Raw genomic sequence first — 22,053 nt, 5'->3', positions numbered from 1 at the left:
CTGCCTGATACGGACGGCATCATTAAACAGCAGGGCGCCCTAGGCATAGGTGCTTTTTCCCACTATAACAAAAGCTTGCATCCAGTATGCAGCGACGCAAACAAGCACATGGTTTAGTAGGCATGCAGACCCAACATGGTTTCCTGGTCGTCGATGCTGACCGGGAACGTCAGAAAATCGTACATACACTGCTGGAATTCATCGGGGAACACTGTGAAAGTGTGCCCCCCGACGCCTTGCCCGAGGGGGCGCAGCAAGCGGCCTGCCGGGTGGTGGTGGCCGGCAGTGAAGTAGCCGAAGAGTGGCTCAACGGCTGCCAGAAGCCCTATATCACCCTTGGCTGGACACCGGTAAAAAGTAACGGTGCCTACCTCGGCGCCCTTAACCAGCCGTTCAAGCTCAGCCAGTTCCAAGAGCTGCTGCGCACCTTGTCCCGGCGCCAGCATTTCCACCACGAACATCATTTTAGCGGCAGCGACGCCCGCCTGTTCCGCTCTCTGGTCGGTACCAGCAAGGCCATGCAGCAGGTGCGCCAGATGATCACCCAGGTGGCCCCTACCGATGCCTCGGTCCTCATCCTTGGGGAGTCCGGTACCGGTAAGGAAGTGGTTGCCCGTAACCTGCATTTCCAGTCCAACCGCAAAGACGGCCCCTTTGTGCCCGTCAACTGCGGTGCCATTCCGGCCGAGCTGCTTGAAAGCGAGCTGTTCGGCCATGAAAAGGGCGCCTTTACCGGCGCCGTGGCGGCCCGCAAAGGGCGTTTCGAGCTGGCCCAGGGCGGCACCCTGTTCCTGGACGAAATTGGCGACATGCCCCTTAACATGCAGGTCAAACTGCTGCGGGTATTGCAGGAAAAAACCTTCGAGCGGGTTGGCGGCGCCAAGCCCATCAAGGCGGATGTTCGTATCGTCGCGGCGACCCACAGGGCACTGCCCCAGATGATTGAAGACGGCCGTTTTCGTGAGGATCTGTACTACCGGCTCAATGTTTTCCCCATTGAAATGCCGGCCCTTCGTGAGCGTGCCGACGATATTCCGCTCTTGGTCAATGAGCTTTTGTCACGGCTCGAAGCCGAAGAAGGCAAGGCGCTGACCTTCTCTCAAGGGGCCCTTGAGTCTCTGGCTCAGCACCCCTGGCCTGGCAACGTACGTGAGCTTGCCAACCTGGTAGAGCGGCTGCTTATCCTCTATCCCAACCAGCAGGTGGATGTGGGGCATTTACCGCGCACCTACCAGTACGGTGAGGTCAGCCACTTTGACGCCGCCAAGGAAGAGGCCCTTGAACGCGAAGCGCTGATGTCGATTTTCCTCGACGAGCCCTTGTCAGAGGAAATGGAGGCCGAGCTGGCAGCGCCGATGGCGATGGCGGTCGATGGGGTAGGGGCTGCGACCCTGCCGCCCGATGGCATCAACCTTAAAGAGATGCTGGCAGATCTGGAGACCGACCTTATCCGCCAGGCCCTGGACAACTGCGACAACGTGGTAGCCAGAGCCGCCGAGCTTTTAGGGATGCGCCGCACCACCTTAGTGGAGAAAATGCGCAAATACGGCCTCGGCAAAAGTCTCGATTAAGCCTTTCAAATCGGAGTGTCAAATCCTTGGCACTCCACTTTTCTTCTTTTAATTCCATTAAATTCATTACCTTACGTTTTGGCACGTCTTTCGCATTAGGCCTGTTATCAGGTTCAAAACGAAAGGTGAGCTATGGCCTTGGCACAACAGTGGTACCCGGCGGCAGAGCCGGCGGCCAGGCAATTGGACAAGCTTCTGAGCATACTGCCGGTAGGGGTAGTGGTATTGGACGGCACCGGCTGGGTGACCGAAGCCAATGCCACCGCTATCGGTCTGCTGGGGGAGCCCTTGCTGCAATGTCGCTGGCTGGATGTAGTAGGCCGCGCCTTTCGCCCTCAAGCCGATGACGGCGCCGAGGTGTCCTTGGTCAATGGCCGGCGGGTTAAGCTCGATATCTGCCCGCTGGACGGCGAACCGGGCCAGCTGATTGTGATCTCGGACCTAACCGAGACCCGCGCCATGCAAACCCGCATGGCCCACATGCAGCGGCTCTCTTCCCTTGGGCGCATGGTGGCCTCCCTTGCCCACCAAATTCGCACGCCGCTGTCGGCCGCCATGCTCTATGCCGGCCAGCTCAGCCAAGACCTGCCTGTCAGCACTCATGACCGCTTCCAGCAAAAGCTGGTAGCAAGGCTTCGGGACTTGGAAAGCCAGATGAATAACATGCTGCTGTTCGCCAAAAGCGGCGATCAGAAGGTGGCCGACAAGCTGGACGCTACCAGCCTTGCCGAGGAGCTGACTCAGGCGACCGAGTCCATGCTCGACACCCACCAAGCGTCCCTCGATATTCGCAACCTGGCACCGACCGCACAGGTGATGGGCTCGATGACGGCCCTGGTCTCCGCCCTTGGCAACCTTGTTCACAACGCCCTGCAAGCCGGCGCCCGGCAACTGGTGCTCAGCATCAGTGCCCAGTCCCCCTGGCTGACCCTGTGCCTGGAAGACGACGGCCCCGGTATTCCCGAAGAGCTTTTCTTCAAAGTCGCCGAACCTTTCTTTACCACCAAGAGCCATGGCACCGGCCTTGGGCTGTCGGTGGTGCGCTCGGTGGCCCAGGCCCACGGCGGCCAATTGCACATGGCCAACGGCGCCAGCGGTGCCCGCATGACCCTTATCCTGCCGCTGATGGAGGACAACGCATGACCCAGGTTTTGATTGTTGAAGACGACGCGGCCCTGTCTGAGGCCCTGGTCGACACCCTGGAGCTGGCCGGTTTTGCGGTGCAGACCGCCATCAACGGCGAAGAAGCGCTGCTGGCCCTGAAAAGCCATCACTGCCAAATCGTGGTATCCGACGTGCAAATGGCGGGGATGGACGGCATGGCGCTGCTGCGCTCATTGCGTAAATCCCACCCCGAGCTGCCGGTGCTGCTGATGACCGCCCACGCCAAGGTGAACGACGCCGTCGAGGCCATGAAGCTTGGCGCCATCGACTACATGGCCAAGCCCTTCGCCCCGGAAGTGCTGATTAACATGGTCAGCCGCTACGCCCTGGCCGAAGAAACCGACGACAAGGGCCCGGTGGTGGCCGACCCTAAAAGTGAGGCGCTGCTGAAACTGGCGGCCAAGGTCGCCAAGACCGACGCCACCGTCATGGTGCTGGGTCCCAGCGGCTCGGGTAAGGAAGTGCTGGCCCGCTTTGTGCACCAGCAATCGGGCCGGGCCAACGCCCCTTTTGTGGCCATCAACTGCGCCGCCATCCCCGACAACATGCTCGAAGCCACCCTCTTTGGTTACGAGAAAGGCGCCTTTACCGGCGCCATCCAGGCTTGCCCCGGTAAGTTTGAACAGGCCAACGGCGGCACCTTACTGCTCGATGAGATAACCGAGATGGATCTCAACCTGCAGGCCAAGCTGCTGCGGGTGCTGCAAGAGCGTGAAGTGGAGCGCCTGGGGGCCCGCAAGCCGGTGTCTTTGGATGTACGGGTGCTGGCCACATCCAACCGCGACCTCAAAGACGCGGTGGCTCAGGGCCGTTTCCGTGAAGATTTATACTACCGCCTCAACGTATTCCCGCTGACTTGGCCAGCCCTTAAAGACCGGCCGGGAGACATCGTGCCACTGGCCCGCCACCTACTGGCCCGCCACAGCAAGGGCGAGGCGCCGCAATTGACCGAGGATGCCTGTGAGCGCCTCACCCAGCACGGCTGGCCCGGCAACGTACGGGAGCTGGATAACGTGGTGCAGCGCGCCCTTATCCTTGCCGAAGGCCAATGGATTGACGCGGACGCTCTCTACATCGAGACCGACGACGAGGCCCTGGAGATGCCCAGCGCCGATGGCCTCTCTGGGGAGCTTAAAGCCCAGGAAGCGCAGATCATCCTCGACACCCTTGAGGCCTGCAACGGCTCGCGTCAGGCGGTGGCCGAGAAGCTGGGCATCAGCCCCCGCACCTTGCGCTACAAGCTCGCCAGGCTTCGTGATGCGGGGATCAGCATACCGGCTTAAAACTTGGCCTGCTGATTGCAAGGATGTCTCTGTCACAGTCCCTAACGACGGAATCCTGACATGAAGATCGGTGGTGAAAACTCAGCTTTGCTGCAACAGATGCAGTCGCTTATCAACCAGGCCCAAGGCCCGCGCGTCAGCCGCGAGGCCATGGCCCCGGACAGCCTCGGCTCCCTTGGCAGTGCCCAGGGTCCCAACAAGATCCAGAGCGATTTTTCCAACCTTTTTACCCAGGCACTGGACAAGGTCAACGGTTTGCAACAGGATGCCGGGTCCAAGCAAACCGCCGTTGAAATGGGCGATCCTAACGTGTCCATCGCCGATGCCATGATCGCCAGCCAAAAAGCCGGTATTGCCTTCCAAGCCACTGTCCAGGTACGCAACAAATTGATGCAAGCGTACCAGGACGTGATGAACATGCCGGTGTAAGGAGTAGGCCGTGGCAAACGAAAACACCCAACTGGCTACTGTCGGCAACGCGCCGGCTCCCGGCACCGCCGACATGCAAGGCGCAGGCGCCAGTGACAACGGCGAGCAGAGCTTTAGCCTGATGTCCAACCTCGGCAACGCCGATGTGCTGCGTCAGATAAGCCTGGTGCTGGGCCTGGCCATCGGCCTGGCGCTGGTGGTATTGGTGTTTTTGTGGGCCAAAGAACCGGAATACCGCCCCTTGGGGCGCATGGAGACTAATGAGCTGGTCTCTACCCTCGATTTTCTCGACCAGCACCAATACAGCTACAAGATTGAAGGCAACACCGTGCTGGTGCCGGAAGGTGACTACCAGAAGATAAAGCTGGCCATGACCCGTGCCGGCATGAGCTCGGCCCAGGAAAACACCGGCGACGACATCCTGATGAAGGACATGGGCTTTGGTGTCAGCCAGCGCCTGGAGCAAGAGCGCCTGAAATTCAGCCGCGAGCAGCAGCTGTCCCGCGCCATCGAGGAATTGTCTGCCGTTAAGCGCGCCCGGGTACTGTTGGCCATTCCCAAAGATTCCGTGTTCCTTCGCGAGCGCCAGCAGCCCTCTGCCACCGTGGTGCTGAACCTGGCTCGCGGCTCCAGCCTCAAGCAAGAAGAAGTAGACTCCATCGTCGATATGGTGGCCTCTGCCGTGCATGGCCTGAGCCCTGACAAAGTCACGGTGACCGACCAAAACGGCCGCCTGCTCAACTCCGGCAGCCAAAACGCCCTGGCGGCCCGCTCCCGCAAAGAGCTGGAGCTGGAGACCGCCCGCGAGAAGCAATACCTCGATAAAGTCGACTCCATCATGTCGCCGGTGGTGGGCCTGGATAACTACACCGCCCAGGTGGATGTCTCCATGGACTTTACCGCCGTCGAGCAGACCCAAAAACGCTACAACCCAGACCAACCGGCGGTGCGCTCGGAAATGAGCGTTGAAGAAAACCGCAATGGCGGCACCCCCGGTGGCGTACCTGGCGCGCTGTCCAACCAGCCGCCGGCGGCCTCTCAGATTCCCGAAGACGCCACCAATACCCAAAGTAATACCGTGCAAACCCCCGGCTCCAGCCGCTCGGAAAGCACCAAGAATTTTGAATTGGACACCACCATCAGCCACACCCAGCAACAGGTGGGCACCATCGACCGCATGACGGTGTCGGTGGCGGTGGATTACAAAAACCAGACCGATGCCGACGGCAAAGTCACCAAAGTGGCGCGCAGCCCCGAAGAGCTGGACAGCATCAAGCGTCTGCTGATGGCAGGCCTGGGTATCAATCCTGCCCGTGGCGACAGCCTGGAAGTGTTGTCGGTGCCCTTTGCCCGCCCCGACGCCGACCTGCCCGATGCCATCCCCTTCTACGAGACCGGCTGGTTTGCGCGGCTGGCCAAGGTACTGGCCGGGGCCCTTATCATCATCGTGCTGATCTTCGTGGTGGTGCGCCCGCTCCTTAAACGCCTGATGGGCGGCAATGCCCAGGCCGATAACTTGGCGCTGGACGGCGGCCATTACGGGCTGGGTGACGAAGATGCACTGGAAAGCCTGTCCGGTATGGAAGAAGATGCCCTGGTACCCGGCGTGACCCTGGTTGGGGGTGTTAAACTGCCGGACCTGCGTAAAGATGAAGAAGTGCTCAAGGCGATCCGCGCCTTGGTGGCCAACGAACCTGAGCTGTCGGCCCAGGTGGTGAAAGGGTGGTTGACCGACGATGGCAAATGATCTGGCTGAGAAAAAGACCTTTGATGTCAGCAAGCTCAATGGCATTGAGAAAACCGCCATTTTGCTGCTGAGCCTCACCGAGGAAGATGCGGCCTCTATCCTGCGCCACATGGAGCCTAAACAGGTTCAGAAAGTGGGCATGATGATGGCGTCCATGGAGGATTTCAGCCAGGAGAAGGTGCTGGCGGTGCACAAATCCTTTATCGAGGACATCCAGCAGTATTCCTCCATCGGTTTTGACTCCGAAGACTTTATCCGCAAGGCCCTGAACCATGCCCTGGGCGAGGACAAGGCCGGCGCCCTTATCGACAAAATCATCCTCGGTGGTAACGCCAAGGGCCTTGACTCCCTTAAATGGATGGACGCTCGCCAGGTGGCCAGCATCATCCAGAACGAACACCCGCAAATTCAGACCATCGTGCTTTCTTACCTTGACCCGGACCAAAGCGCCGAGATTTTGTCGCAGTTTGCCGACCGGGACCGTTTGGATCTGCTGATGCGCATTGCCAACCTCGAAGAGGTACAACCGGCGGCGCTGCAAGAGCTGAACGAGATCATGGAGAAGCAGTTCGCCGGCCAAAGCGGCGCCCAGGCAGCCAAGATGGGTGGCCTCAAGGCGGCCGCCAACATCATGAACTACCTAGATACGGCGGTAGAAAACCAGCTGATGGAAGGCATCCGCGAAACCGACGAAGAGCTCAGCCAGCAAATTCAGGATTTGATGTTCGTGTTCGAAAACCTGGCCGAGGTGGACGACCGCGCCATCCAGACGCTGCTGCGCGACGTGCAGCAGGACACCCTTATTCGTGCCCTCAAGGGCGCCGACGACGGCCTTCGGGAAAAAATGTTCAAGAACATGTCCAAACGGGCCGCCGATCTTATGCGCGACGATCTCGAAGCCATGGGCCCCATCCGCATCTCCGAAGTGGAAGCGGCCCAGAAAGAGATCCTCAGTGTGGCAAGGCGCTTGTCCGATGCTGGCGAAATTGCCTTGGCCAGCGGCGGCGCCGACGAATTCCTCTAACAGGTAACAGGCCGTGTCTGACGAAATTCAGCGCTGGGAAGGGGGCGATTTTACGCCGCCGGAGCCGGATGAAATATCAAGAGCGCTGCATATTCACCGGCGCAAGCAAGGCCAGGACAACGAGCCTGAGGCGCCGGCTGCCCGCCCCCAGGGCATGAGCATTGCCGAACTCGAAACCTTGCGCGCCGACGCCGCCGAAGAAGGCTTTAACGAAGGCAAAGACGAAGGCTTTAAAGCCGGCCATGCCGAGGGCCACAGCCAAGGGCTCGACGAAGGCAAAGAGCAAGGCTACCAGCAGGGTCTTCAAGAGGGCCTCGCTGCCGGCCAGCAACAGATAGCTGACGCCGTTAATCACTGGCAAGCCATGGCTGACGAACTGGCAGCGCCGCTTTTGGATAAAGACCAACGCATCGAAGGCAAGCTGGTGACCTTACTGGTGGCCGGTATGCAGGCGGTGCTGGGCCATGAGCTCAAAACCGACAAAGAGCTGGTTCATCACCTTATTCGCCAAGGCATTGACGCCCTCTCCGAAGACGACACCACCATCACCATCGAGGTGGCTCCTACCGACGCACGCCTCCTGCACCAGCAATACAGCGAAGACGAGCTCAAAGACCGGCGCTGGAAAGTGCGAGAAGAACCCACCCTGCGCCATGGCCAATGCCGCATCGAAGCCGGGCAATCCCTGGTGGATGTGGACCTTCAAGAGCGGCTTCGCATCCTGTGCCAGGGAATTTTGGCCGAAGCCGGATTGAGCCACGATGGCGAATGAGCGCCAGAGTCTGGCTGACCGCTTAGGGCGCTTTGAGCGGCTGATGCAGCTGCCAAAGCCCAGCGTGGCCGGCCGGCTGGTACGGGTGGTGGGCCTTGCCCTTGAAGCCCAAGGCTGCCGCGCCCCCATCGGTTCTTTGTGCCGCATCGAGGGGCACAGCCAGGACGTGGAAGCCGAGGTGGTAGGCTTTGGCAACAACACCCTCTATCTGATGCCAAACCAGGACGTCTCCGGCATTTTACCCGGCGCCAGGGTAACCCCCTTAGGTGTATCTGCCACCTTGCCGGTGGGCATGAGTCTGCTGGGCCGAGTGGTGGATGGTCTTGGCCGCCCCTTGGACGGCATGGGCGCGGTGCGCGCCGAAAACCGGGTGGGCTTTAAGGGTCGGCCTTTAAACCCGCTGACCCGTCGCCCCATCCGCAAGCCCCTGGATGTGGGGGTGCGGGCCATCAACACCTTGCTCACCGTCGGCCAGGGCCAGCGCATGGGGCTCTTTGCCGGCTCCGGTGTCGGTAAATCGGTGCTGCTGGGCATGATGACCAAAGGCACCAGCGCCGATGTGATTGTGGTGGGCCTGGTGGGGGAGCGGGGCCGGGAAGTGCGCGAATTCATTGACGAAATTCTTGGCGCCGAAGGCCGCCGCCGCGCCGTGGTGGTAGCGGCCCCTGCCGACACCAGCCCGCTGATGCGCCTTAAAGCCTGCGAAACCGCCCTGACCTTTGCCGAGTATTTTCGCGACCAGGGCCTTAACGTGCTGCTGCTGGTGGATTCTTTAACCCGTTACGCCCAGGCCCAGCGGGAGATAGCCCTTGCCGTAGGCGAGCCGCCTGCTACCAAGGGCTACCCGCCGTCGGTGTTTGCCCGCCTACCGGGCCTGGTGGAGCGCGCCGGTAACGGCGGCGATGGCCAGGGCGGCATTACCGCCTTTTTCACCGTGCTAAGCGAAGGGGATGACTTGCAAGACCCGGTAGCGGACGCCGCCCGGGCCATCCTCGATGGCCACATCGTGCTGTCTCGGGCACTGGCCGATTCCGGCCACTACCCGGCCATTGACGTGGGCGCCTCGGTGTCACGGGTGATGCCCCAGGTTACCTCTGAAGCGCACCAATTGCAGGCCAGAGCCGTCAAGGCACTGTTCAGCGCCTACGAGCAATCTAGGGACCTTATCCAGGTGGGCGCCTATCGCCAGGGCTCCGATCCCAAAGTCGATATCGCCATCCGCTTGAAAGAGCCCATGAACCTTTTTCTGCGCCAGTCGATGCAGGAGGTCTGCCCCTATGACGACTGCCTGCAAGCCCTTGAGTTGTTGGCCAAAGCCGCCGGGGAGGGCGCATGAGTAAAGCCTTGGAGCTGGTGCTGGACCAGCGCAAGCAACAAGAAGACCGGGCCTTGGCGCAACTGGCCCAGGCCCGCCAGGCCCTGGCGCAGCTTCAGGGCAAACTCAATACCCTGCAAAACTACCGCAATGGTTACCTCAAAGAGATGCAGCAAAAGGCCGGTGTTGGTCTTACTGCCGTGAACATGGTCCACTACCAGCGCTTTGTGGCGCGCCTCGATAGCGGCCTTGCCGACTTGCAAGGGCAACTGGTGCAGCATCAGCAGGCGGTGGCGAGCCGCGAACAAGCCTGGCGGGTTGCCCGCCAAGACACCAAAGCCATCGATCTGCTGCTTGAGCGCAAAGCGCAAGACGCCGCCGTAGCCGCCCAGCGCCGCGAGCAACGGGAGCTTGACGATCTGGTTGGCCGTAAGGTTGGAACACCAATTGCATAGGTTATTGCATCTGATTGGGATTGGACCGTCTTATGCAACTGCCAGCGCTCACGCAACCCGCCACCACTGCCGAACAAGCCCCTAAAGCCCTGGATAAGGGCGGCGACCCGTTTGGTAGCGTCTTTGGCCAAGCCCTGCAAGGCAGCGGCAAGACGGTGCCGTCCAAACACTCCCATAAAACCGAAGGCGGCGAGGGCAATGAAAAGCCCGGCCCCGCTGACGCTTCCGCTCGCACAGAGACCCCAAAAGACGGCGCCACAGAAAGTGCGCCGGCCGAGCAGGGCAAGGCCGATGACGCCAAAACTGCTGAGGCCAAAGACCATAAGGCCCACAAAGGCGACGCTCAAGGCGATGGCGATGGCCAAAGCACCGACAGCAGTGACGATCTCATCAACCTGGTGGTCAATGCCCAAAAGCACCTGCCTGAGCAAAGCGCGCCAGCCGAGGAGGGCGGCGACGTTAAAGTGGACGGCAAAGATAAAGCGGCGGTGTTGCCGCGCTTTGTGGTCAAAGGGGGCGCGGACGCCAAGACCGATGCCGCCGCTACGGATGGCAAAACCACCGATGCCAAAAATTTGGCGCCGGGTGAAGCCGAGCTTGATACGGCCAAGGCTAGCGAGACCAACGGTAAAGCGACCAACGCTGAGGGCAAGGGCGACAAGCTGCCAAGCGAGCTGAGCCAGGGCACTAAAACCGCTGATACCCAATCGGCCAAGGGCGACAAGGCTCACATTGATGCCAGCAGCAAAACGGCCAAGGCCGATGGCAAGGCGCCTCTAACCGATGGTAATGGCGAGACAAAAGCCACCCCATCGGTGCCCGGTGCTAATGCCGGCGCAGCTAAAACGGGCACTGCCGCCAATAGCGATGCCGCCTCAAACATCAATGACGATGCGGCTGAAGTTGCCTCCCAAATGACGGTTGGCAAAGATGGCGTGCGCGCCGCTAAGGCGGAAGTGACCAACCCTGCCGCTGAAAAGGCCCGCCAGGTGCTGGCCAGCCTGCAACAAGGCAGCGCCAAGACCGATACCGCCCAGGCCGCCCCGGTAGCCCAGGTGGCGAGTGCCGGTAAAGCGCAAGCCAAGGGCGATAAAGCTGACAAAGCCGATAAAGACGGTGACGACAAAGCCGTTAAAGGCGCCGGCGAGCACAAAGGTGATAAAGACAGCAGCCTGGCCAGCCTGCTTGGCACCGATAAACCTGCCAAAGCCGATGCTCCGGTAGCGGCCAGCGCTCAGGACAACAGCCGCATGAACCCGGTGCCGCACCAGGTTCAGCAAAGCCCTGACGCCCAGGTGCAAAGCCTGCACAAAACCGACTCCAGCGCCCCTTTGCAAACGGCGGCCAATAATGGCGCCGCTGCCGTGCCTCGAGACGCCCAGGTAAGCGACCGGGTCACCCTGGTACCGCAGCAGCGGTTTGCCGAGGCCTTGACCGAAAAGGTGGGGGTGATGCTGTCTAAAAACCTCAAAGAGGCCCACATCCAGCTTGACCCGCCCGAGCTTGGCAGTTTGATGATCCGGGTGCAGGTGCATCACCAGGATGCCCAGGTCCAATTCCAGGCCAGTCATCCTCAAACCCGCGAGTGGCTGCAAGATGCCATGCCAAGGCTCAAAGACATGATGGCTGACCAGGGCTTTAACCTGGCCGAGGGTCAGGTGCGTGACCAAGGCGCCAATGGGGGCGAGAGCCGCCAGGAGCAAGGTCAAGGCGGCGGCAATGGTGGTTTTTGGCAGGGTGACGAGGGCGAAATTGATGAAAGCTTGCCCTATCGTTACGCCTTGACCCCAGATGGCTTGGTTGATGCCTACGCCTGAGCCGACAGCTAAGGTAAAGTACAACCAGACTTTTATTGGAAACATGGACAATGGCTGAAGAACTGGAACTGGAACCTGTCGGTAAAAAAGGCGGCGGCAAGAAAAAGTTAATCATCATTATTGTCGCTGTACTGGTACTGCTTATCGGCGCCGGTGTGGCCTGGTTCCTGCTCGCTGGCAGCAGCGGGGAGCCGGCCAAGGCCGATAGCACCGAACAAACCCAGGACAAGGAAGGCAAAGCCGAGCCAAAAGAGGTCGGCGAGGCTCTCTATGTGGCCCTGCCTCAGCCTTTTGTGTTCAATGTGCCGGGTAACCAGCGCAGCCGTCTGGTGCAGATAAGTGTGCAGGTGATGGTCAGAGGCGCCGACAACGAAGCCCTGGCCAAACAGCACCTGCCGTTGATTGAGAGCGTGCTGTTGTCCACATTCAGCCAGTTTACCGAAGAGCAACTGTCCACCAGCCAGGGCCGGGAAAACCTGCGCACCGCCGCTCAGCAGGCGGTACGCGACGCCCTGACCCCGGTGGCCGGTAAACCCGTTGTAGAGCGGGTGCTTTTTACCGGCTTTGTGATGCAGTAAAGGAGGCTTGGTGAGCGATCTGTTATCGCAAGACGAAATCGATGCCCTGCTCCACGGGGTAGACGAGGTTGAGGAAGAAGGCGCAGCGTTAACCGGTGACGGTGTAGCGCAGTACGACTTTTCTTCTCAGGATCGCATTGTCCGGGGCCGGATGCCGACCCTGGAGATCGTCAATGAGCGTTTCGCCCGCCATATGCGCATCAGCCTGTTCAACATGATGCGCCACCCGGCCGAGGTGTCCATCAACGGTGTGCAGACCATGAAGTTTGGCGAGTACGTGCACACCCTTTTTGTGCCTACCAGCCTGAACATGGTGCGTTTTCGCCCCCTCAAGGGCACGGCGCTTATCACTCTGGAAGCGCGGTTGGTGTTTATCCTGGTGGATAACTTTTTCGGTGGTGATGGGCGTTTCCATGCCCGCATCGAGGGTCGGGAATTTACCCCCACCGAGCGGCGCATCATCCAGATGCTTTTGAAATTGGTGTTCGAGGATTACACCGAGGCCTGGGCGCCGGTGATGGACGTGGCCTTCGAGTATCTGGACTCGGAAGTAAACCCCTCCATGGCCAACATCGTCTCGCCCACCGAGGTGATTGTGGTGTCGTCCTTTCATATTGAACTGGAAGGGGGCGGCGGCGATTTTCACATCGCTATGCCGTACTCCATGCTCGAGCCTATCCGCGAGATCCTCGATGCCGGTGTGCAGTCCGACAAGGAAGACACCGACCACCGTTGGTCCAAGGCGCTGCGCGACGAGATAATGGACGTGCCGGTTGGCATTCGCGCCACTTTACTGGAAAAGGAACTGAGCCTGCGTAAGATGATGGAGATGAAGGCCGGGGACATTATTCCGGTAGACATGCCCGAGCATCTGACTGTTTTTGTTGAAGACTTGCCTACATTCAGGGCCCAGATGGGGCGCAGCGGCGAGCAGGTGGCGCTGAAAATCACCGAGAAATTAAAACGCCCGCGCTCGGCCAAGGCCGAGATGCAGAACATCACTAGGCGCGGCGTACGCATAGACAACATTTCCGGCCTCGAAGAGCTGGCAACCGATTGGGAAGGGGATAGCGATGGTATCGGATGAAGAACAAAAACTGGCTGACGAATGGGCTGCGGCCATGTCCGAGCAGGAGCAGCCCGAAGCGGTAGAACTGGAAGAGTTTGACGAAGCCGGTGAAGGCCCGCAGTTATCGGCCGAAGAAAAGCGCCGCCTGGACACCATTTTGGATATCCCGGTCACCATTTCCATGGAAGTGGGCCGCTCCAAAGTCACCATCCGTAACCTGTTGCAGCTCAACCAGGGCTCGGTGGTGGAGCTAGATAGGGTGGCCGGTGAGCCGCTGGATGTGCTGGTGAACGGCACCCTTATTGCCCATGGCGAGGTGGTGGTGGTGAACGATAAGTTCGGTATCCGCCTGACCGACGTTATCAGTCAGCAGGAAAGGATCAAGAAACTCAAATGATTAGCCTGCTGGTTAGCGCCGCCACGGTGGCGGCGGATAAAACCGCCATGGTGACCCCCACCGACAAGCTCGGCACCCTGGTGATGTCGCTGCTGGGGGTAGTGGCGTTGCTGGTAGCGGTGCTGTATTTCGCCCGCCGCCATATGCCGCAATTCAAAGCTGGCCCCATCAAGGTGGTGGCCCAGCAACAACTGGGTGCCCGCGCCCGGCTGCTGTTGGTGGAAGTGGGCAGCGAGCAGATGCTTATTTCGGTCAGTGGCAACGATATTCGCCTTATCAAAGCCCTGGACAACCCGGTTAACAAGGAGAGTGCGTGAAGCGCTGGTTGCTGTGGGCGTTGCTGTTGCTGCCCGTCTTTTCCTATGCCAATCCCATCCTGCCTAACGGCTCCCTGCCAGCGGTAACCGTCACCAACACCCCGGGCGGCGGCCAGGAATACAGCGTCACCTTGCAGGTGCTGCTGTTGATGACGCTACTGACCTTCATCCCGGCCATTTTGATGATGATGACCGCCTTCACCCGTATCGTGGTGGTGCTGGGCATTTTGCGTCAGGCACTGGGGTTGCAGCAGGTGCCCAGCAACCAGGTGATCATGGGTATCTCCCTGTTCATGACCTTTTTCGTGATGAGTCCGGTTTTCGACCAGATTTATAACGATGCGGTGCAGCCATACTCCCAGGAGAAGCTCACGTTCCAGCAGGCTCTTGGCGAGGCGCAAAAGCCTTTGCGGGCCTTCATGCTCAAGCAGACCCGGGAAACCGACGTGAAAACTTTCGCCTCCATGGCCGGGGTGGAGAGCTTTGATACCCCGCAGGATGTGCCGATGCGCATTCTTATTCCGGCCTTTGTGACCTCGGAGCTGAAAACCGCCTTTCAAATCGGCTTCATGCTCTTTATCCCTTTTCTTATCATCGACCTGGTGGTGGCCTCGGTATTGATGGCCATGGGTATGATGATGTTGTCACCGATGATCATATCCCTGCCGTTCAAGCTGATGCTGTTTGTGCTGGTGGACGGCTGGAACCTGGTGCTTGGCACCCTGGCCAGGAGTTTCTAATGACACCCGAACAGTTCGTGGATCTCTTCCAACATGCCCTCTACCTGGTGTTGATCATGGTGGCGGCCATCATGATCCCCGGGCTGATAGTGGGCCTGGTGGTATCGGTCTTTCAGGCCGCCACCTCCATCAACGAACAGACCCTGTCGTTCCTGCCAAGGCTGCTGGTAACCATCATCACCTTGATGCTGCTGGCCCACTGGCTGACCCGGCTGTTGATGGATTACTTCGTTGAGCTGATGCAGCAGATCCCCTCGGTGATGCAATGACCTTTTCGGTGGCGCAGTTACTGGACTGGATAGCGGCCTATGCCTGGCCCTTCGTCCGTATCGGCGCCATGCTCTCCGCCATGGTGGTGCTGGGAACCCAGATGGTACCCAGGCGAGTGCGGGTGCTGCTGACCCTGGCCATTACCCTGGTAGTGGTGCCCACCTTGCCGCCGATGCCCAGTGATGCGCTGTTTTCAGTCAAAGGCATGGTCATTACCGGCATCCAAGTGGTGGTGGGGGCTGTGATTGGCTTTGTCACCCTGATGGTGATGCAAATCATGGTGATGGGCGGCTCTATCATCGCCATGCAATCGTCCTTGGGTTTTGCCGCCATGGTTGACCCGGTATCAGGGCAGCAAACCCCGGTGGTGGCCCAGCTCTTTTTGATGCTCTCCACCTTGCTGTTTTTCTCGCTGGACGGGCATCTTTGGATGCTGCAGATGCTGCACATGAGCTTTTTCCTCATTCCGGTGGGGGTTGATGGCATCACCTGGCCCAACTTCCACGTGGTGGCGGCCTTTGGCTCAACCCTCTTTGCCGGGGGCCTGAGCATGGCCATTGCCGAGGTGATTGCGCTGCTGATGATCAACATCACCTTTGGTTACATGACCCGCGCCGCGCCTCAGCTCAATATCTTTACCATCGGCTTTCCCATCATCATGGTGTCGGGGCTGCTGTTTTTGTGGGTTACCGCCTCCAACCTGCTCGACCATTTCCTGACCGCCTGGCGGGCAGGGCAAGGCGCTGTCTGTGAAGTGTTAAGGACCAGCTGCTGATGGCCGAAGATCAAGCAGGGGAACGCACAGAAGAGGCGACACCCAAACGAAGGCAAGATGCCCGCGACAAAGGGCAGCTGCCGCGTTCCAAAGATCTCGCTGGCGCCGTGGGCCTCTTGGGCGGCATCGTCGCGCTGATGTGGTTCGGTGGCTGGCTGGGCCAAAATCTGATGGGGCTAATGCATGAGAGCCTGGAGCTTGACCGCGATACCCTTTTTGATTTTTCCAAGCTGCTGTCCCAGGTAGGGCGCATTCTTTGGGCTGTGGCTTGGCCGCTATTGGTGCTGCTGTTGGTGATGGCTTTTGTCAGCCTAGTGGGCTCGGTGATTTTAGGGGGCTTTAACTTCAGCACCCAGGCCATGGCCCCCAAATTCTCAAAGCTCAACCCCCTTAATGGTTTCAAGCGCATGTTTGGGATCCAAGCCGGGGTGGAGCTTCTAAAATCCCTGGCCAAGTTTCTGGTGATAGGCGCTACCGCTTGGTTTTTGCTGCATTCGGTGTTTACCAAGGTATTGGCCCTGGCCGGCGAGCCGGTGGAAGGGGCCATTATTGACGGCCTAGAGATCCTGCTTTGGCTGTGCCTGGCGCTTTGTGCACCTTATCTGCTGATTGCCATCATCGATGCGCCCTTTCAGCTCTGGCAATACAACAAGCAGCTCAAAATGAGCAAGCAGGAGATCAAGGACGAATACAAGGACGCCGAGGGTAAGCCTGAGGTCAAAGCCAAAATTCGCCGCATGCAGATGCAGATGGCCAACCGCCGGATGATGGCCAAAGTGCCGGAGGCGGATGTCATCATCACCAACCCCACCCATTACGCTGTGGCGCTGCGCTACGATCAAAGCCGCGACCACGCCCCCATGCTGCTGGCCAAAGGGGTGGACGAAGTGGCCGCTCACATCCGTGATATCGGCAACGGCAACAACATCACCATGCTGCGCTCGCCGATGCTGGCCCGGGCTCTTTATTACAGTGGCGAGTTGGACAAACCCATCCCCGATGGCCTCTTTGTGGCGGTGGCCCAGGTACTGGCTTATGTCTACCAGCTGCGGCTTTGGAAGAAGGGGAGAGGTACCCGGCCCAAGACACTGCCAACGGAAGTGCCGGTACCGCCAGAGTTCCGACACTGGTAATTTAACTTTCTGTTTTTAAATAATAAAAATACTTGGCCTAGTCTTTGCTTTGGTCTTGGTATCCTGATCGAGAGCGTCAAGGCATGGCTGTAGCAAACTGGCAAAACGTCTTCCTGAATATCAAGGCTTCCCGAGGCAAAATCTTCAAAGGCATCGGGGCCCCCTTGATGGTGCTGGCCACCCTGGCCATGGTGGTGTTGCCGATGCCGCCACTGCTGCTGGACATGCTGTTCTCGTTCAACATTTCCCTGTCGCTGGTGGTGCTGCTGGTCTGTATCTACACCGGCCGGCCCCTCGATTTTGCGGCTTTTCCCACGGTGCTGCTGGTTGCCACCTTGCTGCGGCTGGCCCTTAACGTCGCCTCTACCCGGGTGGTGCTGCTGGAAGGCCATAATGGCCCTGGTGCGGCGGGCCAGGTGATTGAGTCTTTTGGCTCGGTGGTTATTGGCGGTAACTACGCCGTGGGTCTGGTGGTGTTTGCCATCCTTATCATCATCAACTTTGTGGTGGTCACTAAAGGTGCCGGGCGTATTTCAGAGGTAAGCGCCCGCTTTACCCTGGACGCCATGCCTGGTAAGCAGATGGCCATCGACGCCGACCTTAACGCCGGCATTATCAACCAGGATGAAGCCCGCAAGCGCCGTAAGGAAGTAACCAGCGAAGCGGACTTCTACGGGGCCATGGACGGTGCCTCAAAATTCGTTAAGGGCGACGCCGTCGCCGGTATCCTCATTCTCTTTATCAACGTCATCGGTGGCTTTGTCATTGGTATGGTCCAGCATGGCTTGAGTTTTGCCGATGCCTTGCAGATCTACACCTTGCTGACCATCGGCGACGGCCTGGTGGCGCAAATTCCCTCGCTGCTGCTGTCGGTCGCAGCGGCCCTGATGGTGACCCGAGAAAACACCGACGGCGATATGGGTTCGCAGTTGGTCGGGCAGATGTTCGACAACCCCAAATCCCTGATGATTGCCTCCGGCATCTTGGTGGTGATGGGGCTGGTGCCCGGCATGCCCCATCTGGCCTTTTTGCTGCTCGGTACCCTTTGTGGTGTCGGCGCCTATGTGCAATACAAGCGCAAGCAAAAGGCGGCGCTGGTCGAGGCTACCAAACCCGAGCCCAAGAGTGGTGACGTACTGCCCCCGGATCAGCGCGAGCTGGGCTGGGACGATGTACAGCCGGTTGACACCATCGGTCTGGAAGTGGGGTATCGCCTCATTCCGCTGGTAGACAAAGCCCAGGGCGGCGAGCTGCTCTCTCGTATCAAAGGGGTGCGCAAGAAGCTCAGCCAGGATTTGGGCTTTTTGGTGCCGCCGGTGCATGTGCGTGACAACCTGGAACTGGAACCCAACATCTATCGCATCACCCTGATGGGGGTGGCGGTTGGGGAAGCCGATATCCGCGGTGACCGGGAACTGGCCATCAACCCAGGGCAGGTCTTTGGCAAAATCGACGGTATTCCCACCCAGGAGCCGGCCTTTGGCCTGGAGGCTTACTGGATAACCCCATCCCAGCGTGACCACGCCCAAAGCCTCGGTTACACCGTGGTGGACGCGGCCACCGTGGTGGCCACTCACCTTAGCCAACTGCTGGCCAATAATGCCGCGCAATTGCTTGGCCACGAAGAAGTGCAGAACCTGTTGGACATGCTGGCCAAGAAGGCGCCCAAGCTGGTGGAAGGCCTTATTCCCGACATCATGCCGCTGGGTATTCTGGTCAAGGTGCTGCAAAACCTGCTGCACGAAGGAGTGCCTATCCGCGATATGCGCACCTTGGTACAAACCATGGTCGAGTATGGTCCCAAGTCTCAGGATGCCGACGTACTGACCGCTGCCGCCCGTATTTCCACCAAGCGCCTACTGGTCCAAGAGATCTTCGGGCCGGTGGCCGAGCTGCCCGTCATTACTTTGTCGCCAGAGTTGGAACAGATGTTGCATCAGACTCTGCAAGCCGGTGGCGAAAACGCGGGATTGGAGCCGGGCCTTGCAGAAAGGCTACAAAAATCCCTCGAGAACGCCGCCAATCAACAGGAAATGAACGGTCAGGCAGCGGTGCTGCTGACATCCGGGGTGCTCCGTGGCTCCCTGGCCCGATTCGTCAAATATTCGATCCCGGGCCTGCGCGTCCTGTCTTATCAGGAAGTGCCGGATGACAAGCAGATCCGTATTGTCAGCAGCATAGGTAGCGGAGGCTAAGGCCAGTGAAAATCCATCGCTTTTTCGCCAAAGACATGCGCTCTGCACTGGCAGAGGTCAAAGACACCCTGGGCGTGGACGCCGTTATTCTGTCCAACACCAAGGTCAATGGCGGTGTCGAAATCGTGGCGGCCGTGGATGTTGCAGACAAAACCCCGCAGGGTCGAGCCAGCGCAGGCCGCGCTGGTGAGCGCGAGCTACCGGAAGACAGGGTGACGCTCTCAAGCGCTCCGCGCCAAGCCGCGCCCCGCCAGACTGCCAAGGCTGAGCCCCGTAAAAAGGCGGCGCCCACCCTTAACTGGGATTGGCAAAGCCGCGAGCAGGACAGCCGCAGCGAAAGCCTGCCAGAATGGTCTCGCGGCCTTGCTCGCCAAGCCATGGAGCAGCAACCCGAGTTTGCTGCCGCCACCGAGCCGGCCAGCCCCGTCAAAAAAGTGACCATGGCTGACCTTTCCGAAGAAATGCTTAGCCTGCGTCAATTACTTGAACATCAGCTCTCCGGCCTTCGCCAGGATGCCAAAGCCCGGCGCCAGCCGGTGCGCACCCTGCTGGAAGAGCGGCTGGTGAAAATGGGCTTTCCTTCTACACTGGCAGAGGAAGTCACAGCGCCCATGCCCGAAGCCCTTGGCGCCAACGATGGCTGGAAGTGGCTGCGGGTGCAGCTGAAAAAGCGCCTCTTTACCAGTGACAACACCATTCTTCGCAAAGGCGGCGTGGTGGCCATGATGGGCCCCACCGGGGTCGGCAAAACCACCACCGTGGCCAAACTGGCTGCTCATTATGCGCTTAAGCACGGCGCCGATGAGGTCGCTTTGGTCAGTACGGACACCTACCGTATCGGTGCCCACGAACAACTGGCCACCTATGGCCGTATCATCGGTTGCCCTGTTAAGGTGGCCAAAGACGCCGAAGAACTGGAAGACGTGCTGTATCAGCTGCGCAACCGCTCTTTGGTGCTGATTGACACCGCCGGCATGGGCCAGCGCGACCTGCGCCTGAACCAGCAGCTTTCTACCCTGGTCCAGGCCGGGCAGGTACCCATTCAGCGTTACCTGGTGCTCTCTGCCACCGCCCAACAGCGGGTGTTGGAAGATGCACTGAACCGTTTTTCCCAGGTCCCCCTTGATGGCCTGGTGCTGACCAAACTCGACGAGACCCTAAGCCTGGGAGAAGTCCTTGGCCTGGCGATACAAAATGCCTTGCCAATAGGGTATCTTACCGACGGTCAGCGTGTACCAGAGGACTTGCAGGTTGCCCAGGCGGAGAACCTGCTTGAGCGTGCTCTGGCACTTTTTGTGGGCACGGCTGCGGCTTAAGTCCGAGGCGACAAGTAAAATAAGGAACACCCATGGATCAAGCGAGCGGCTTGAGGCAAATGAAGCGTCAGAGCATCACCAAAGTGGTTGCTGTCACCGGCGGTAAAGGCGGTGTCGGTAAGACCAACGTTTCTATCAATACCGCGGCAGCCCTGGCTCAAGCCGGGCAGAAAGTATTGCTGCTGGACGCTGACCTTGGCCTGGCGAACGTTGACGTCCTGTTGGGCCTTAGGGTCCAGAAAAACCTCAGCCATGTATTGGCCGGCGAGTGCGAGCTAAAAGACGTGCTGCTCGAAGGCCCTGGCGGCTTTAAAATCGTGCCGGCCACCTCCGGTACCCAGTCCATGGTGGAGCTGACCCCGGCTGAGCATGCCAGCCTTATCCGCGCCTTTAGCGAACTGGAAGAAACCTTCGATGTATTGATCATCGACACCGCTGCCGGTATCTCGGACATGGTGCTGAGTTTCTCCCGCGCCGCCCAGGACGTCATGGTGGTGGTCTGTGACGAACCGACTTCCATCACCGATGCCTACGCCCTTATCAAAATCCTGTCCCGCGACTATGGCCTGTTTCGCTTTAAAATTGTGGCCAATATGGTGCGTAGTCTTAAAGAGGGACAGGAGCTTTTTGTAAAGCTGTCGCGGGTAACCGACCGCTTCCTGGATGTTGCTCTGGAACTGGTTGGCACCGTGCCCTTTGACGAGCATGTCCGCCAGGCCGTGCGCAAGCAAAAACTGGTGGTCGATTTGTATCCGCGAGCCCCAGCAGCCATCGCCTTCAAGGCCCTGGCTGCCAAAGTGATGACCTGGCCCATTCCCAACAGACCGGGCGGTCATGTGGAGTTTTTCCTTGAGCAACTGATCGGCGAAAAATCTCATGTCGGGAGCGAACAAGATACTCAATAAAAATCCCTATGGTGAGCAGCGGGAGAGCCAACTGGTTACCCGTTACGCCGAACTTGTGCGGCGTATTGCCCACCATCTGCTGATGCGCCTGCCGCCATCGGTACAGCTGGACGATCTTATCCAGGCCGGCATGATGGGGCTTATCGAAGCGGCCCGTAACTTCGATGGTTCCAAAGGTGCCAGTTTTGAAACCTATGCCGGTATCCGTATCCGCGGCGCCATGCTGGATGAAATTCGCCGGGGCGACTGGGTGCCGCGCAGCGTGCACCGCAATGCCCGCGCCATCAGCGATGCGATTAATGACGTAGAGCGCGAAACCGGTGTAGAAGCCCGGGACGTGGAAGTGGCGGCCAAACTGCAAGTCAGTGTCGACGACTACCACCGTATGCTCAACGACGTTAACTGCGGCCGGCTGGTGGCCATGGAGGACTTGGGCGTCACCGAAGAGGTGTATGCCCCGGACGACAGCGACAGGCCGGATCTCAACCATCACCGCAGCCAGTTCCAAAGCGCCTTGAGTGACGCCTTGAAAAAGCTCCCTGAGCGGGAAGCCATCGTGCTTTCGCTCTATTACGAAGAGGAGCTTAACCTCAAGGAAATCGGCGCCGTGCTCGGGGTCAGCGAGTCCCGAGTCTGCCAAATTCACGGCCAGGCGATGTCCCGCCTTAAAGGGCGCCTGACCGAGTGGCACCAAGACAGCAGCATAATTTAGTTAAGTATTTATAAATCAGGCCGATAAGAAATCAGCTCACGCTTCGTTGGAGGAAGCATTGGACAAAAA

At 59.3% G+C, this 22,053-nt stretch carries 22 protein-coding genes; all 22 read left to right on the top strand.

What is annotated here, in order from left to right; all coding sequences use genetic code 11:
• The first annotated feature begins 122 nt into the window (after positions 1 to 122).
• The 22 genes from EDC28_RS15890 to EDC28_RS15785 all read left to right on the top strand — a co-directional run bounded on the left by EDC28_RS15890 (position 123) and on the right by EDC28_RS15785 (position 21,984).
• Positions 123 to 1,571 (top strand): sigma-54 interaction domain-containing protein, encoded by a 1,449-nt coding sequence (locus EDC28_RS15890; protein ID WP_050660306.1) that lies wholly within the window; start codon positions 123 to 125, stop codon positions 1,569 to 1,571.
• A 132-nt stretch (positions 1,572 to 1,703) separates the two neighbouring features.
• Positions 1,704 to 2,714, top strand: a complete 1,011-nt coding sequence (locus EDC28_RS15885) for a sensor histidine kinase (protein ID WP_123422275.1) — start codon at positions 1,704 to 1,706, stop codon at positions 2,712 to 2,714.
• Complete coding sequence (locus EDC28_RS15880) at positions 2,711 to 4,018, top strand: sigma-54-dependent transcriptional regulator (RefSeq protein WP_123422274.1); 1,308 nt, start codon at positions 2,711 to 2,713, stop codon at positions 4,016 to 4,018. Before EDC28_RS15885 ends, EDC28_RS15880 begins: the two co-directional genes overlap by 4 nt.
• A 60-nt stretch (positions 4,019 to 4,078) precedes the next feature.
• Entirely contained in the window at positions 4,079 to 4,447 is a 369-nt protein-coding gene (gene fliE / locus EDC28_RS15875; RefSeq protein ID WP_050660309.1) for a flagellar hook-basal body complex protein FliE, read from the top strand.
• Between the two features lie 10 nt (positions 4,448 to 4,457).
• Entirely contained in the window at positions 4,458 to 6,194 is a 1,737-nt protein-coding gene (gene fliF / locus EDC28_RS15870) for a flagellar basal-body MS-ring/collar protein FliF (RefSeq protein ID WP_123422273.1), read from the top strand.
• Complete coding sequence (gene fliG / locus EDC28_RS15865; RefSeq protein ID WP_123422272.1) at positions 6,184 to 7,218, top strand: flagellar motor switch protein FliG; 1,035 nt, start codon at positions 6,184 to 6,186, stop codon at positions 7,216 to 7,218. The genes fliF and fliG overlap by 11 nt, the downstream gene beginning before the upstream one ends.
• A 13-nt stretch (positions 7,219 to 7,231) precedes the next feature.
• Complete coding sequence (locus EDC28_RS15860) at positions 7,232 to 7,990, top strand: flagellar assembly protein FliH (protein ID WP_050660311.1); 759 nt, start codon at positions 7,232 to 7,234, stop codon at positions 7,988 to 7,990.
• Positions 7,980 to 9,326 (top strand): flagellar protein export ATPase FliI, encoded by a 1,347-nt coding sequence (gene fliI / locus EDC28_RS15855; protein WP_123422271.1) that lies wholly within the window; start codon positions 7,980 to 7,982, stop codon positions 9,324 to 9,326. Before EDC28_RS15860 ends, fliI begins: the two co-directional genes overlap by 11 nt.
• Positions 9,323 to 9,760 (top strand): flagellar export protein FliJ, encoded by a 438-nt coding sequence (gene fliJ, locus EDC28_RS15850; protein WP_050660313.1) that lies wholly within the window; start codon positions 9,323 to 9,325, stop codon positions 9,758 to 9,760. The genes fliI and fliJ overlap by 4 nt, the downstream gene beginning before the upstream one ends.
• A 32-nt stretch (positions 9,761 to 9,792) precedes the next feature.
• Complete coding sequence (locus EDC28_RS15845) at positions 9,793 to 11,577, top strand: flagellar hook-length control protein FliK (protein ID WP_123422270.1); 1,785 nt, start codon at positions 9,793 to 9,795, stop codon at positions 11,575 to 11,577.
• 50 nt (positions 11,578 to 11,627) lie between these two features.
• Entirely contained in the window at positions 11,628 to 12,155 is a 528-nt protein-coding gene (gene fliL / locus EDC28_RS15840; protein ID WP_123422269.1) for a flagellar basal body-associated protein FliL, read from the top strand.
• Between the two features lie 10 nt (positions 12,156 to 12,165).
• Positions 12,166 to 13,242 (top strand): flagellar motor switch protein FliM, encoded by a 1,077-nt coding sequence (gene fliM / locus EDC28_RS15835; RefSeq protein WP_050660316.1) that lies wholly within the window; start codon positions 12,166 to 12,168, stop codon positions 13,240 to 13,242.
• On the top strand, positions 13,229 to 13,621 hold the full coding sequence (gene fliN / locus EDC28_RS15830; protein ID WP_123422268.1) for a flagellar motor switch protein FliN: 393 nt from the start codon (positions 13,229 to 13,231) through the stop codon (positions 13,619 to 13,621). The genes fliM and fliN overlap by 14 nt, the downstream gene beginning before the upstream one ends.
• Positions 13,618 to 13,938, top strand: coding sequence for a FliO/MopB family protein (locus EDC28_RS15825; RefSeq protein ID WP_050660318.1), 321 nt, complete (start codon positions 13,618 to 13,620; stop codon positions 13,936 to 13,938). Before fliN ends, EDC28_RS15825 begins: the two co-directional genes overlap by 4 nt.
• Positions 13,935 to 14,678 (top strand): flagellar type III secretion system pore protein FliP, encoded by a 744-nt coding sequence (gene fliP, locus EDC28_RS15820; RefSeq protein WP_050660319.1) that lies wholly within the window; start codon positions 13,935 to 13,937, stop codon positions 14,676 to 14,678. The genes EDC28_RS15825 and fliP overlap by 4 nt, the downstream gene beginning before the upstream one ends.
• Positions 14,678 to 14,947: a flagellar biosynthesis protein FliQ gene (gene fliQ, locus EDC28_RS15815; RefSeq protein WP_050660320.1), complete on the top strand. Its 270-nt coding sequence runs from the start codon at positions 14,678 to 14,680 to the stop codon at positions 14,945 to 14,947. The genes fliP and fliQ overlap by 1 nt, the downstream gene beginning before the upstream one ends.
• Entirely contained in the window at positions 14,944 to 15,723 is a 780-nt protein-coding gene (gene fliR, locus EDC28_RS15810) for a flagellar biosynthetic protein FliR (RefSeq protein ID WP_050660321.1), read from the top strand. The genes fliQ and fliR overlap by 4 nt, the downstream gene beginning before the upstream one ends.
• The gene (gene flhB, locus EDC28_RS15805) at positions 15,723 to 16,856 is read left to right on the top strand and encodes a flagellar biosynthesis protein FlhB (protein WP_050660322.1); all 1,134 of its coding nucleotides are present in this window, start codon (positions 15,723 to 15,725) and stop codon (positions 16,854 to 16,856) included. The genes fliR and flhB overlap by 1 nt, the downstream gene beginning before the upstream one ends.
• Positions 16,857 to 16,939: 83 nt before the next feature.
• Positions 16,940 to 19,051, top strand: coding sequence for a flagellar biosynthesis protein FlhA (gene flhA, locus EDC28_RS15800; RefSeq protein ID WP_170164147.1), 2,112 nt, complete (start codon positions 16,940 to 16,942; stop codon positions 19,049 to 19,051).
• A 5-nt stretch (positions 19,052 to 19,056) separates the two neighbouring features.
• Positions 19,057 to 20,367 (top strand): flagellar biosynthesis GTPase FlhF, encoded by a 1,311-nt coding sequence (gene flhF / locus EDC28_RS15795; protein WP_123422267.1) that lies wholly within the window; start codon positions 19,057 to 19,059, stop codon positions 20,365 to 20,367.
• 32 nt (positions 20,368 to 20,399) lie between these two features.
• Positions 20,400 to 21,272: a MinD/ParA family protein gene (locus tag EDC28_RS15790; RefSeq protein ID WP_050660324.1), complete on the top strand. Its 873-nt coding sequence runs from the start codon at positions 20,400 to 20,402 to the stop codon at positions 21,270 to 21,272.
• Positions 21,244 to 21,984, top strand: coding sequence for an RNA polymerase sigma factor FliA (locus EDC28_RS15785; protein ID WP_050660325.1), 741 nt, complete (start codon positions 21,244 to 21,246; stop codon positions 21,982 to 21,984). The genes EDC28_RS15790 and EDC28_RS15785 overlap by 29 nt, the downstream gene beginning before the upstream one ends.
• The last annotated feature ends 69 nt before the right edge of the window (positions 21,985 to 22,053 follow it).

This window comes from Gallaecimonas pentaromativorans (assembly GCF_003751625.1).
GTDB lineage: Bacteria > Pseudomonadota > Gammaproteobacteria > Enterobacterales > Gallaecimonadaceae > Gallaecimonas > Gallaecimonas pentaromativorans.
The sequence above is the reverse complement of the archived record's forward strand: the minus strand, read 5'-3'. Positions and strand labels throughout refer to the sequence as shown.

Bases quoted from the DNA above. Each gene is read 5' to 3' on its own strand.
- EDC28_RS15890 (WP_050660306.1), top strand. From the start codon at position 123: ATGCAGACCCAACATGGTTTCCTGGTCGTCGATGCTGACCGGGAACGT.
- EDC28_RS15885 (WP_123422275.1), top strand. From the start codon at position 1,704: ATGGCCTTGGCACAACAGTGGTACCCGGCGGCAGAGCCGGCGGCCAGG.
- EDC28_RS15880 (WP_123422274.1), top strand. From the start codon at position 2,711: ATGACCCAGGTTTTGATTGTTGAAGACGACGCGGCCCTGTCTGAGGCC.
- fliE (WP_050660309.1), top strand. From the start codon at position 4,079: ATGAAGATCGGTGGTGAAAACTCAGCTTTGCTGCAACAGATGCAGTCG.
- fliG (WP_123422272.1), top strand. From the start codon at position 6,184: ATGGCAAATGATCTGGCTGAGAAAAAGACCTTTGATGTCAGCAAGCTC.
- fliI (WP_123422271.1), top strand. From the start codon at position 7,980: ATGGCGAATGAGCGCCAGAGTCTGGCTGACCGCTTAGGGCGCTTTGAG.
- fliJ (WP_050660313.1), top strand. From the start codon at position 9,323: ATGAGTAAAGCCTTGGAGCTGGTGCTGGACCAGCGCAAGCAACAAGAA.
- EDC28_RS15845 (WP_123422270.1), top strand. From the start codon at position 9,793: ATGCAACTGCCAGCGCTCACGCAACCCGCCACCACTGCCGAACAAGCC.
- fliL (WP_123422269.1), top strand. From the start codon at position 11,628: ATGGCTGAAGAACTGGAACTGGAACCTGTCGGTAAAAAAGGCGGCGGC.
- fliN (WP_123422268.1), top strand. From the start codon at position 13,229: ATGGTATCGGATGAAGAACAAAAACTGGCTGACGAATGGGCTGCGGCC.
- EDC28_RS15825 (WP_050660318.1), top strand. From the start codon at position 13,618: ATGATTAGCCTGCTGGTTAGCGCCGCCACGGTGGCGGCGGATAAAACC.
- fliQ (WP_050660320.1), top strand. From the start codon at position 14,678: ATGACACCCGAACAGTTCGTGGATCTCTTCCAACATGCCCTCTACCTG.
- fliR (WP_050660321.1), top strand. From the start codon at position 14,944: ATGACCTTTTCGGTGGCGCAGTTACTGGACTGGATAGCGGCCTATGCC.
- flhB (WP_050660322.1), top strand. From the start codon at position 15,723: ATGGCCGAAGATCAAGCAGGGGAACGCACAGAAGAGGCGACACCCAAA.
- flhA (WP_170164147.1), top strand. From the start codon at position 16,940: ATGGCTGTAGCAAACTGGCAAAACGTCTTCCTGAATATCAAGGCTTCC.
- EDC28_RS15790 (WP_050660324.1), top strand. From the start codon at position 20,400: ATGGATCAAGCGAGCGGCTTGAGGCAAATGAAGCGTCAGAGCATCACC.
- EDC28_RS15785 (WP_050660325.1), top strand. From the start codon at position 21,244: ATGTCGGGAGCGAACAAGATACTCAATAAAAATCCCTATGGTGAGCAG.